Annotated in this window: 12 protein-coding genes; 8 read left to right on the top strand and 4 right to left on the bottom strand. The window is 57.9% G+C overall.

The genetic code is table 11. The features are described 5' to 3' along the window. The first annotated feature begins 278 nt into the window (after positions 1-278). On the top strand, positions 279-701 hold the full coding sequence (locus JHD80_RS01695) for a DUF1214 domain-containing protein (RefSeq protein ID WP_199084637.1): 423 nt from the start codon (positions 279-281) through the stop codon (positions 699-701). A gap of 87 nt (positions 702-788) precedes the next feature. Here JHD80_RS01695 and JHD80_RS01690 read toward each other — a convergent pair whose 3' ends face one another. Then, positions 789-1,439, bottom strand: a complete 651-nt coding sequence (locus JHD80_RS01690; RefSeq protein WP_199084636.1) for a hypothetical protein — start codon at positions 1,437-1,439, stop codon at positions 789-791. A gap of 407 nt (positions 1,440-1,846) precedes the next feature. On the opposite strand from JHD80_RS01690, the gene JHD80_RS01685 reads away from it, so the two are divergent. From JHD80_RS01685 to JHD80_RS01675, 3 genes are read left to right on the top strand one after another with little or no spacing between them, the layout of a single operon-like run. Continuing rightward, positions 1,847-2,134, top strand: a complete 288-nt coding sequence (locus tag JHD80_RS01685; protein ID WP_199084635.1) for a hypothetical protein — start codon at positions 1,847-1,849, stop codon at positions 2,132-2,134. A gap of 26 nt (positions 2,135-2,160) precedes the next feature. Then, positions 2,161-3,696, top strand: coding sequence for an AAA family ATPase (locus tag JHD80_RS01680; protein WP_199084634.1), 1,536 nt, complete (start codon positions 2,161-2,163; stop codon positions 3,694-3,696). Beyond that, positions 3,693-4,505, top strand: coding sequence for an HNH endonuclease (locus JHD80_RS01675; protein ID WP_199084633.1), 813 nt, complete (start codon positions 3,693-3,695; stop codon positions 4,503-4,505). The genes JHD80_RS01680 and JHD80_RS01675 overlap by 4 nt, the downstream gene beginning before the upstream one ends. A gap of 316 nt (positions 4,506-4,821) precedes the next feature. Here JHD80_RS01675 and JHD80_RS01670 read toward each other — a convergent pair whose 3' ends face one another. Together JHD80_RS01670 and JHD80_RS01665 are read right to left on the bottom strand one after the other, a co-directional pair. Further along, the gene (locus JHD80_RS01670; protein WP_199084632.1) at positions 4,822-5,094 is read right to left on the bottom strand and encodes an HU family DNA-binding protein; all 273 of its coding nucleotides are present in this window, start codon (positions 5,092-5,094) and stop codon (positions 4,822-4,824) included. 31 nt (positions 5,095-5,125) lie between these two features. Then, complete coding sequence (locus tag JHD80_RS01665) at positions 5,126-5,557, bottom strand: Ros/MucR family transcriptional regulator (protein WP_199084631.1); 432 nt, start codon at positions 5,555-5,557, stop codon at positions 5,126-5,128. Positions 5,558-5,961: 404 nt separating this feature from the next. Between JHD80_RS01665 and JHD80_RS01660 the strand changes: the two genes are divergently transcribed. The 4 genes from JHD80_RS01660 to JHD80_RS01645 all read left to right on the top strand — a co-directional run bounded on the left by JHD80_RS01660 (position 5,962) and on the right by JHD80_RS01645 (position 11,465). Beyond that, on the top strand, positions 5,962-7,155 hold the full coding sequence (locus tag JHD80_RS01660) for a DUF2235 domain-containing protein (protein WP_199084630.1): 1,194 nt from the start codon (positions 5,962-5,964) through the stop codon (positions 7,153-7,155). A 663-nt stretch (positions 7,156-7,818) separates the two neighbouring features. Continuing rightward, positions 7,819-9,714 (top strand): gluzincin family metallopeptidase, encoded by a 1,896-nt coding sequence (locus tag JHD80_RS01655; protein ID WP_199084629.1) that lies wholly within the window; start codon positions 7,819-7,821, stop codon positions 9,712-9,714. After that, on the top strand, positions 9,696-11,045 hold the full coding sequence (locus JHD80_RS01650) for an MBL fold metallo-hydrolase (RefSeq protein ID WP_199084628.1): 1,350 nt from the start codon (positions 9,696-9,698) through the stop codon (positions 11,043-11,045). Before JHD80_RS01655 ends, JHD80_RS01650 begins: the two co-directional genes overlap by 19 nt. A 108-nt stretch (positions 11,046-11,153) precedes the next feature. Then, positions 11,154-11,465, top strand: a complete 312-nt coding sequence (locus JHD80_RS01645) for a Dabb family protein (RefSeq protein WP_199084627.1) — start codon at positions 11,154-11,156, stop codon at positions 11,463-11,465. Between the two features lie 248 nt (positions 11,466-11,713). Here the strand turns inward: JHD80_RS01645 and JHD80_RS01640 are convergent, their stop codons facing one another. Beyond that, positions 11,714-12,184 carry an Lrp/AsnC family transcriptional regulator gene (locus JHD80_RS01640; RefSeq protein WP_199084626.1) on the bottom strand — a complete coding sequence of 157 codons (471 nt, stop codon included), beginning with the start codon at positions 12,182-12,184 and terminating at the stop codon, positions 11,714-11,716. Positions 12,185-12,223 lie beyond the last annotated feature (39 nt).

The following is a 12,223-nucleotide window of genomic DNA, read 5'->3' as shown; positions in this document are numbered from 1 at the left end:
TTGAGCTCAGCTGCACTCGGGCGAGCCGCAAGACCGAACGCATTTCGAGCCGCCTCTTGGATGGCGAGGTCGCCGGGTGCGAAGCGCAGAGAGACTGCTACGGCTTAGGCTGTCGCATCGGCATTAGATTTTAAGCGCTTGGTCTCTTGCTCGGTCTAGCCAAAAGCGCACTTTCGAGATGGGTAGATAGGTGACAGTGCGACCCACGATCTGTACGTGCCCCAGCGGGCGGCGCCGACGGTACCTCGACCGCGCCGCCGGCAGTGCACCGGAACCGCATGTTCGGCGCCCGCGGCGAGGTCGATCCAATCCGCTTCCTGCTCGGGGCGGCCTCCGTCTGGGGCGGCAACCCGGAGAAGGATGCGACCTATCTCAACGTCTTCCCGCAGCAGAACGACGGCAAGACCGTCTACCGGCTGCTGGTGCCGGGCAACGTACCGGTCGACAGCTTCTGGTCGGTCAGCATCTACATTGGCGCCGGCTATTTCGCGCCGAACAGGCTGAACGCCTATTCGATCAACGACATCACCGCGAGGAAGGCCGCCGACGGCTCGGTCGCCATCCAGTTCGGAGGCTGCGACGGCGAGGTACCCAACTGCCTGCCGATCACCAAGGGCTGGAACTATCTGGTCAGGCGCTATCGGCCAAAGGCCGAGATCCTGAACGGGAGCTGGAAGTTCCCGGTGGCTACCGTGAAGTAACGAGTTTCTCGTTAGACGCACTCAATAATGGCAGCCGTGCGAAGAACTCAGCAGTCTCCCATCCCAGAAAATTCCGGCCGCGTCGCGTCAGGCGCGGGTCACCGAAATCACGCTCAGCGGAAAATCGGAATTAGCGCCCATTTCAAAGGTGATTTCGATTCCGCCGTAGGAAATGCTGATCGGCATGACGGCGGCTTCATCCATGGCTTCAAAGATGTAGCCAGCCAGGTTCGACACGAAGGGGTCGGTGATGCGCAGATCAGACCCGCCGAGGCAGCAGCCGGCCGCAGCAATCGCAAGGCAGATTCGGGAGAGCAGAAGCGTTGTGACATGGCGTTCGCGCGGGCAGGTCATTTGTGAGATGCTCTGCTGCGCGTCTTGCGAGATCGGGATGTCGGCCACCATAGTGACGCCCCTTGTTTCGGCCGCGTTGTCCTGAAGCACGATCGGAATTTTGAGAAGTTCCCGGCCACGCATCGGCACTTGGCGTTTGGCAATCGCAACGCCCTGGATGATGATAAGCTTGCGCTTACCCGCGCTGAGCTTTGCCGTAAGCCGTCCAACCTTCAATTCAAAAGTTCCGGGAGCTCCGCGACTCAGCCAAGCGACCAGAGACCCCAGAAAAGGGCGAGCGCTCACCCGCCCACCCGCGTGACTCCCGCTTCGGCGCTGGGATTGAAGGGTCGCACCGGTCTCGCAGATCCGCAGCAGCCGATCCCAGTCGGCGGACGGGAACATGTCGCTTTCACGCGCCGATCGAATGCAGTTGCTCGCATTTAACGAGACGCCGACCGACTTCCTCCACCCGGACCTACGCATCGCCACATCTCCCGCGAATCGGGCACTAACACCAACGGCGTGACTATGGCATAGAATTTACGGAAATTTAATATGAAAGATATTGCATGTTTCATGGATGGGAGTATTTATCCTGCAGGGCGCCACACGCGTCACTCGACAATCCGCCCTGCCTCGACGGGTCGGATTTTTCGTTTTCGGGAGGAACTCCATGCCTGGAAGAGAGCTTTATCGGGTACCCCCCGCGCTCGATGCTTGGCGAGCCATGGTCAAACTAGGCTGTGGATGGGGACTGGCCCTTGGCGGAAAATGGGCGGATAATAGAGTGCATGAACGGAGAGAATTCCATGGCAAAATTCGCAAAATCCCACGAGCCAATCGACGTGGTTCCGGCAGCGGATCAGCCCGAAACCTTTCGTGTGCGAATGACCGTCGATTTGACGGGGCCTCTTGCTCAAGAGCTGGAGTCTGCCGCGCAGCGGCTGGGACGCACAAAGACCGACGTCGTACGCGAAGGCTTGAACTATGTCTTCAAAGCCATGAAGGCGCGCAACGATGGATTCCTTGTCGGAGCTTGGAAGGAAGACGAGGAAGGACGCGTTCAGCGAGCGCGTGAATTCGCTATCGGCAGCTGACGTTCTGAACGGCCGTATAACGGCACATGTACATTCGCTCGCTATCAATCCAAGGCTTGCGCTCCCTCAAAGACGCCTCTCTGGAATTTCCAGAGGGGTGTGAGGCGGGCTGGCACGTCATCGTCGGTCCCAACGGCTCGGGCAAATCAACTGTCGTACGAGCCCTTGCGCTTGGGCTGATTGGCGAACGCAATATCGACGCTAGCCGTGAAGACTTGTCCCGATGGCTCCGGGCGGACTCTGAACGGCATCGATTGAACCTCAGAGTCGTGGAAACTCAGATCGATGACCAGGATCAGACGCGGCCTTTTACCGTCGGTCCGGAACATGAATGGTCAGTCGAATTTGCCAGCAAAAGCCATTCTCTCACTCAAGTCGATATTAGGTCGGGCGCTCCAGGCACCAAATTCCCCTGGGAACAAACCAAGGGCTGGTTCAGCGTAGCATTCGGTGCGTTCCGGCGATTGTCGGGCGGGGACCCCTCCTACGTAGAACTGTTCGAAAAGCGACCCCGGCTCGGCGCCCATCTGTCTGCGCTTAATGAGGGCGTCGCCTTAACAGCCGCGTCGTCGTGGCTGCAGAAAATGCATATTGAGGAGCTCGAAGCTGAAAAGCAGCTCATCCGCAGCTGCGAACGTTTTTTATCCGGCACTCAAGGCGCCCTCGGCGACGCGATCGCCATCATGGGTAGCGACGAAGTCGGACGTCCCGAAGTGGCCAAGCGAATCGTCGAGGCACTTGCGAATTTCGAGGAGCAAGCTAACGCCGACATGACCTGGGGAGTGGTCAGAGTCGTCGATATCAAGACCACTGCGTTGACCGAGACTGTCGACCGAGGCGTTTTCGACGTCGACGTGGTTGTAGATACGCTGAGTAAGCGCATCATACGCTTTCTCAACAGCTCGCGTCTCCTGCACCCGGCCCGAATCGATCGGATTACGCATGATGCTATCCTCGCTGTCGACGGGTTCGGAAACGAGCTGTCGCTTTCTCAGTTGAGTGACGGGTATCGGGCTGCAATCTCGATCGCTTTGGAGATTCTACGCTTGCAGCTCATCCTGTTCGGGCCACGCCAATTCGAAAAATTCCTGGATGACAACGGGACGGTGCAGCTCCCAGGTGTGGTGATCATAGACGAGGTCGAGGCCCATTTGCATCCGGATTGGCAGGAGCAAATCGGGGATTGGCTCCGAGCAAGCTTTCCACGCATCCAGTTCATCGTGACCAGCCACAGCCCTATTGTATGCAGGTCGCTGATCACTGATGGGCAGCTATCGGGCTCCGTTTGGCAGCTTATTCCCGATGATGAGGGAGGCTGTAGACTTGAGGCTGTTACCGGCCAGCGCCTGAAGAGACTGGTCTATGGCGACCTCGTCGAAGCAGTTGGGACCGAAGTGTTCGGACGGAGTGTAGAGCAATCTGACGAAGCAGCCGCCATGCTCGACGAACTCGCTACACTGAACCGGCTGTCGCTTCGGGGCGAGCTAGATCCCAACCAGCGTCGTCAATTTGATGAGCTTCGAGCCATCTTCCCGGCACAGGCCGCGGGCGTTCAATTATGATGCATATATCGGACGCAGGGATTAGCGACGCAGCGCGCGCCGTGCTGCGCGGCTGGCAGGACGAGGTTGACTCTGACCCGGAGTACGAGCGTCGAGTGAAGGCTGCGAAGCTATCCTTCACTCGGCGTAACCGAAAAGACAATCCCACCTTCGCACATATTCGAGACGTTCTATCCTCGATGTGCTGCGGCGCCGTGCGATGCGGATATTGCGAGGACAGCGCTGCGGACGAGGTCGAACACATCGCGCCAAAATCGCTATACCCAGAACGTACATTTGACTGGGCCAACTACCTCTACGCTTGCGGCTACTGCAATCGAGGCAAGAACAATTCCTTTCCATTGAAACTTGCCAGCGGCCAGATCGTTGATGGCGCTCGCAAGCCCAATACTCCCGTGTTGCCCCCGCCAGCTGGAACTTCGCTTTTGATTGACCCTAGGGTCGAGGATCCTCTCGATTATCTGGAGCTCGATCTGGCAGGGACCTTCCGGTTTCTACCGAGAATCGGGATCGAAGCGTTGGCGCACGAGAGGGCCGAGACGACGATCGAGGTCCTGGATCTCAATCGAGGGTATCTCCTAAAGGCCCGCAAAACTCACTTCCAGAGCTACCAAGACCGCCTGGTAGTTTACGCGCTCCGACGAGATGGCGGCGCAGATGCTGGTGAGCTCGACCGTCGGCGAGAGGATCTGCTAAACCAGTACCACCCCAGCATCTTCGAGGAAATGAAGCGACAGGTGGTTCTGGATCCGGTTATTCGGGCCGCTTTTGAAAATGTTCCCGAAGCGCTCGGATGGGTAAGAGCCTAGCCATAGGGAAAATCTACTCCTAGGGTTCCCCTGCCTTGAGGCTCTTCGACGTCCGACAGGTGATCCGTGCTCGCCTTCACAGGGGCGGCCTGTGGAAACCGAGCGTAGACGGCTCCACCAGTCCATCTGGTCGATGGGGCTCTTGTTGCGTATCAGGCCGGCTTGTTCGGACTGCAGCTGAAAAGTCGCCTCGCCCATGCGGCCGATGCGGCCCGGATCCAGTTCCTCCCCCATGCCTCGCCCTGCTCCGGCTTATCCGGGCAACGATAAATTGTTGAGGTGTCGATCGCCGCCCGATCATTCGACACCTCACGTCTTATGCGAGGGCGTCGGCGAGGTCCTTCGCGACCTTGAACTTCACGACGGTCTTCGCCGGAACGTCGATCATAGCCCCCGTCGAAGGGTTCCGAGCCTGACGTGCATTACGCTTCGCAGACGACAGCTTGCCGACGCCCCCCAAACTAACGTCACCGCCCGACGCGAGCGTCTTTGAAATTGTACCGGCGAGCGAGGTCAAAACCACAGTCACGTCGGCCTTGGACTTACTTGACTGTTCTGCCACCGCGGCAATCAGCTCGTTCTTGGTCATTAATGTTCTCCCGATGTCGGAGGAGGCCTTCTCAACCAGATTTCCGGGTGCGCGCCGGGCTCTTGCGGCGCTGCTGACCCAGGCCCATCTTCTTGGCAAGGGTGGAGCGAGCCTCGGCATATGCAGGTGCAACCATCGGATAGTCGGCAGGCAACCCCCAGCGCGCCCGGTACTCTTCCGGCGTTATGTTGTAGGCTGTGCGCAGATGCCGCTTAAGCGATTTGAATTTTTTGCCGTCTTCAAGGCAAATGAGGAAGTCAGCTGTGATGGACTTCTTTATCGAGACGGCCGGTGCGGGCTTCTCCTCGACCACGGGAGCCGGTTCCGACCCCAACCTTGAAATTGCGACATGGGTGGTAGCAATTAAAGCCGGAAGCTCAGCTGCCGGCACGCTATTGTTCGAGACATAGGCGGACACGATGTCGGCTACTAAGCCGATCAGATTCTCGTTAGCTTCAGCCATAGCTCTCTCCTGGATCGGGACGGTCCATTGATTCCAAGCACGAGCAGACCGCCGCTCAAATCGACTATGCCGATTGAATCCAGGCGACAAGGCATGAAGTCGCCGTGCTGCAGTGGATCGTGGCATTTCAACAGTTCTTTGGAGGGCGCTCCCATATTAGCTCGTGACGGCAATTCACGGCTGCGCGCGGCTACGTGAAACTTGCGAACACAGGCAAAAGGCCTGGGAGATTTACGACGAGATCGAGCGGCGCCTCACCGCAGAGCCTAGAATATGAACCGGATCACACCCCTCGCTTTAAGCACACACGTAAATTTCTGTACAAATTCCATCGACGACGCAGCGGAGCAGTTGAAACTCTCCAAGTAATGATTGACCTTGTTCGGGTTTAGGGGGCGCATCGAATGATCGATCTGTCTGCGGAAGCGAAGCCTCGCAATCTCGTGGCACTATGTGACGGAACAAGGAACCACTTAGGCGACGACCTGACCAATATCGCGAGGTTATTCAGATGCCTTGATCGCGACGCCACGCAGCAGGTCTTCTATAACTCTGGCGTAGGCACGATCGGCGGCGACATGTGGTGGTCGCAGCGCGCCCGCAGCGTCAAGGCACTTTTTGAGCAAGCCACAGGCTACGCTATCGATCGAGACATCCTCGCGATCTACAGATTTATCTGCGCGAACTATCAGGACGGCGATCGCATTTGGCTCTTCGGCTTCAGCCGAGGAGCTTACACGGTTCGCATTGTGGCTGCGCTTCTGCACATGGTCGGAGTGCTGCCCAAGGACCAGATCGAACTCTCCGGATATGCACTGAGCTATCTCAAAGCCATATCGGAACGAGACGGAGAGGCCGACAAGGCGGATTTTGACCGGGTATACGGCTTCGCTCGGATCGCTGGCGCGCGAAGGGTGAGCATCTGGTTCCTTGGCTTGTTCGATACCGTATCCAGTTTGATCCTGCCTGAACGTAACGGGCCGTTTCCCGGGCTTGCTACCCTGCCCTGCACGCGAAAGAACAAAAGCGTTAGGGTCGTTCGGCATGCGGCGGCGATCGATGAACGGCGCGCTCTATTTCGTCTCAACCGCTGGACCGAACCGCAGCCTTTCGTCCCCAACCCCTTCAGGCCCGAAATCGAAGAGCCTCAGGACGTTAAGCAGGTTTGGTTTGCTGGGGTGCATGCCGATATCGGAGGCGGCTACCCTGAAGCGAAGTCCAGCCTGGCCAAGGTGCCGCTTCTCTGGATGATTCAAGAAGCACAGGCGCATGGTCTTCGGCTCAGCCATCGCAGGATCGATCGCTTTGTCCGGGGAGAGAGAGCTGACGATAACGGGCGGTTCGTAAAGCCGTCATTCAATGGCGATCTGCACGACTCAATGCCTGGTCACGGGTTCTTCGAGTACATCCCTAAGGCCAGGGATTTCGCGGAAACTCGAAAGCCCATTTGGCCGCTTTATCTGCCGCTCGCTGAACCCAGAGCCCTTACCCGGACAAGCCCGCGGCCCAGGGTCCATCAAGGCGTTTTCGATCGAATAGCTGCCGGCGGATATATTCCGGTCAATCTGCCGACCGCCGTTGAGGTCGAGCCTTGGTGAGCGCAGTTCGCACAACAACTTACGGGCATCATGCATTTTGTCACGATCATGGTGCCACGGCGAGACTAGCAAGCTGCCGACGCGAAAATCAGCCTCCTACGCCCTGAGACAGCGCGCGCACTCTGCAGCTTCTTCCATAGCATGCAGCCAGACCGACCGAGTGATGCGCGCACGTGCGACCTGTTTGAACTCAAGCCCGTAGTTGTTTCGGGTGGCGGACATCCAAAAATCGCATCGGCCCCTGGCGGAACGGCGATGGTCAACTCTGTGCCCTTTGACCAGGCTGAATTCGGCAATGCCTAGATATTCTGCCTTGGCCACGGCGGCCAGAAAGACTGACGCTGGCGGTCTCGATAAGATAGCGGATCGTCCGTCAGTTCATCATCAAATTTGGTGACCAGCGAACAAAGCGCCCCAGCCACGGCGCCCAATCCTTGTATTCGCTGGTACGACGATCTCCTTGCACCAGCGTCACACGAGCATAGCTCGTCAGTGCGGATCGCCTATTTCGGAAGACGCGAGTGAATGGGCAGAAATTCCCGACTTAATCGCTTCTGACATGTAGTTTAAGTATGCACATCGCGAGGAGGCTTTGCACGAAAAGGTTGAAATCCGGGCTCCCCGCAGCCATATTTAGAAAAGGGGGCAAGGAAGCGCGCCGACTTGTTTGGCAAAGCGCGTTCGCGTCGCCAGTCGCGAACTCGGGAGCGCTTCTCGGTGGCAACAAGACGACCATCCTCGCCAGCCGTAAAGCCGTTGCCAATTGAGCAGCGAAGAAGGCTCTACTCAGTACGCAACCTTCTCGGTCTCGAAGCTCAAAAGGATCTGGGCCTCCGACTGAGGGTACCCGTTTACTTTAAAGATCCGCTGGTCGCCCAGAATTTTCCCGGAGTGGGCATCGACAACGATTTCTACACCCCCTGGGAACCTGGCTTGGCCGATGGTCCGACGAGCGCCCGCTTCGCCGTAGTCGACTACGACGCTTCTCTGGATGCGCTTCAGCCGCCGGCGAAATGGAACACAAGGCAGTGCGCCTACGTCGCTCCGAACGGCAAGGAATTGGCAAAATCGTCGAGCCATTTCCGTCAAGTGAGCGCTTGGGCGGTTCTGCAGGCAACTCTCGATCATTTCGAAAGCGGGGCTGGCCTAGGACGCCGCATTCTCTGGGGCTTCGAAGGCTCCCGGCTCATCGTCGTGCCGCAAGCGGGCTACGGAGAGAACGCCTATTACGATAGGAAAAGCAAATCACTACAATTCTATTACTTTGATACTGAGGACAAAAAGCGCATATATACATGCTTGTCCAGTGACATCGTCAACCACGAACTGGCGCATGCGATTCTCGATGGCATCCGCCCCTATTATCTTGAAGCAGTTACTCCTGAGACGGCTGCGTTCCATGAGTTCGTCGGCGACATCACCGCGCTCTTGATGGTGTTCCGAAACAACAAATTTCGGGAGGATCTCGCCAAGCGAACCGGCGGCAAGCTCGATGGCGATGCGCTCCTTTCAGGCATCGCGCATGAGTTTGGCGAGGCGGTGAAAGGCGAAGACTACCTGCGCAGTGCGAAAAACGAGCTGAAGATGCGCGACGTCAAGGGCAGCTTCGAGCCGCACAGGACGTCTCAGGTTCTCACCGGCGCGATCTTCGGCTTTCTCCTCAAGTTGTCGGTTCAGTATCGCACCCGAAATAAGTCGACGAGCGTTGCACGCGCGCTCTGGTTCACGGTCCAACGAATCCAGACGATGGTCATTCAAGCGCTTGACCTGCTGCCCCCGGTCGAAGTGACGTTCTGGGACTATGCGCAGGCGATGCTGCGGGCTGAATTCGTCGCCAACCCGACCGATCCCGACAACTATCGCGGGATGCTGATCGACGTTTTCGTCGACCGAGGTATCCTTGACCTGTCCGAGAGGGAACGCCTTCTCACGCCCGAGCCGGTATTCGCGCGCACTTCGCTAACCGTACCGTACGATGTCGGCGATCTCGCCAGTTCGCGCGCCGCCGCCTATCGCTTCCTAGACGACAATCGAGCCGATCTTTTAATTCCAAGGAACGTCGACCTGGTCCTTGCGGATGTCTTCAGCTCTCAAAAGCTGAACAATACCGGCCAAAAGCTGCCCAGGCAGTTCATTATCCAGTATGTGTGGCGCGAGGAGCTGACGCTCGCAGGATCGCGCTTCGGTCAGTACGAAGGCAAGACAACCGGGATGCTGTGTGGTGCCACACTGGTCCTCGACCCGAGTGGGAACTTTATTCACTGGGCCCGGAAGCCTGGCACTCTGGCTCTGGAAGGAACGCGAGCAGCAGTCGCGCAAGAAATGACGCTCGGGACGGCTCGCAAGGATCTCTACCTCGACACGCTGGCACGACGGATCCAGGCGGGGAGCGTCGGCGACGCCATCGGTGGGAATGTTGGATTGCTCGCGGGAAGCATCCCCCAGCTCACTGCGGTCGACGTCGGCGGGTCGCTACGGTTCGAGTTGACCCCCCACCTATCGAGCGGCCACGGCCACGAAAGCGAAATGGAGGGCAGGCGTTGGCATCTAAGCTCTTAATTCGGGTTTACGACGTCGGTCTGGGCGATTGCATCCTGTGCCGGATTCCAGACGGCGCCGTTGTGGACGGCGTGCCGGCTCCATTTCACATGCTTATCGATTGCGGTTCCTGGAGTGGGATACCGTTCCTGGAGACCGCTCTGGCCGATATCGCCACGCAGTTACCATCGGCCGGCGGAGACAAGAAGCGCCTCGACTTGCTGGTCGTGACCCACGAGCACAAGGACCATATGGCCGGGTGCGATCCGGTCTTGTTTGAGAAATTCCAGATCGGCGCGATCTGGATGAGCGCCGCGATGAACCCCAACCACGAACAGGCGAAGGGAGCGCAAAAACTGCAAGCCTTCGCGGTAGATGCCGTTCAGAGGCTCGTCGAAAGTCGGGCCGAACTGGGGCCCGAGCTCGCCTCGTTGACCGAGCTATTTGGGATCGACAACGAGGGAGCAGTCAAAGCGCTACGCAAAGATCTGCCAGAAGCCAACGGCATCAAGCCTCAGTACGTTTTTGCGGGCAAGACTCACGAGGACTTCGAGCTTCCGCTCAAGGGAGCCAAGCTCTCCGTTCTGGGCCCAGAGAATGACATTGACGGTTACTATCTCGGCAAATCCGGCGGGGCAGCTGTAAACGCGCTGTCCGACTCTATCACCCTAATGGGGCCTGGCGCCTCGGCGTCGGTCAGGTCCAAATCGGCGATACCGACCAACATTGGGAGCGCCGACTTCACCCGCTTGAAGCAGCGGATGCTCTCTAGCGCTCTGGCGTTCGCCGCCTTGTCCAGCAAGGTGACCAACAACACCAGCGTGGTGCTACTTCTCGAATGGGGTGGGCGGCGCTTGTTATTTGTCGGCGACGCGGAATGGGATAGCGCCTTCAGGGACGGCAAAGCAAACAGCTCCTGGAACGTTATGTGGCATGCCCGGAAGGAAGAGCTCAAGGCGCCATTCGATTTTCTGAAGATTGGCCATCACGGCAGCGAGAACGCAACGCCTTGGGGAGCGGACGGAGAGCCGCGCGCGATCCTTGACGCAATTCTTCCGAAACCGGTGGGTAACGCCAAGGCTAAGGCGAAGGCTGTCGCTTCGACCCAACGCGGTCGATACGAGACGATTCCAAGAAGCGAGTTGCTTGCAGAACTTGGCCAGCGGGTAGCCAATGCACAAAGGTACTCGAAGCGGTTCGCCGCCGCGGGTCTCACGGCGACAGCGCTGCCAAAATACAGCAAGTTTGAGGAGGATTGGATCGAACTGCCGCAGCCCCAGCGAACGGATTGCGAACGCATGCTCACCGGCGTGGGCTTCGTCGACGTTGAGTTCGAGGCCATAGGGCCATAGAAAGCGTCATCATTTGGCGCGGTGGTTCGGCACGAATTAGCAGCCACCAGTCTAATGTCCTTGGGCTATTCGGCAGCTCCCTTCGTTTGTTTTCGTTTCGGTAGATTGATGATCCGCCACTTCGTGTTTTTCACCGCCAAAGCCGGCCTAGATGTCGAGCGCATCCGCGTAGGCCTCTCAGTCCTGACGGCAATCCCACATGCGAACGCATTGGAAGTTGCGGTCAATCGGAAGTCTGACCCTATCAGCTCTGAAATCGATATCGTTGTGTATGGCGAATTTCAGGATGACGCCGCCCTGTCAGCATACAAGGGGCATGAGCTTTACGCAGAGGCAATTCGACTGGTGAGGCCCCTCCGAGAAGTGCGATTGGCGGCAGACTATAACACTTCCGAGGCTACGACCTTCCCGGTGCGCTGAGCGGATAGCGCGACGGCGCCATGCACGGCCTTCGTCTCGTCCGATGGTCAGCTTAGATAGCCGCGGCTCGAACACGTGCCCCAGTTCGTATGCAGCATAGCCAGCCAGGTGATTGCCAGCCCTCAACGCTTCCTGCATCTCCGCCAGGACGGCCGAGACTTCATCGAAGGTCTGCGCTTCAAGAACGTGATGGCATTGTATGAACGATAGAGTTTGGCCAGACTGCCCGCGTCCCGAGAGATACAATTTCAACGAGCTTGAGCAGAGTACTGAGTAAAATAGGCCGTCGTCGACTTGATGCGCTCCGAAGTGAACAAGGGGGTCAGCTTTCTCAGCTGAACTGAATCTGCCAATCTTTCGGCGAAGAACTCATATGCCTCCAGGTCGGGAACAACGACGCGGAGCAGGTAATCCACTTCGCCTGCCATTCGATAGAACTCCATAACTTCCGGCATAGCGCTCACAATTCGAGCAAAATTCTCCAGCCAAGAAGCGGAGTGATCCCCGGTTTCGATTTGGACGAACACGGTAAGACGCAGCCCGAGTTTATCAGGGTCAAGCAACGCTACTCGCTTGAGAAGGGTACCGTTCTTCTCAAGCTTCTGGATCCGATTCCAACAGGGTGTCTGAGATAACGCCACACGCTTGGCGAGATCGGAAAGCGTGACTTCGGCGTTCGACTGGAGAACAGCCAGGATCTTTCGGTCAATGCCGTCCATCGATGCGCCCGGTAAAAGTTGACATGTGCAGCTGCCGAG

Source organism: Allobosea sp. ASV33 (assembly GCF_016428755.1).
Lineage (GTDB): Bacteria > Pseudomonadota > Alphaproteobacteria > Rhizobiales > Beijerinckiaceae > Allobosea.
This window is presented reverse-complemented; position numbering and strand designations above follow the sequence as displayed.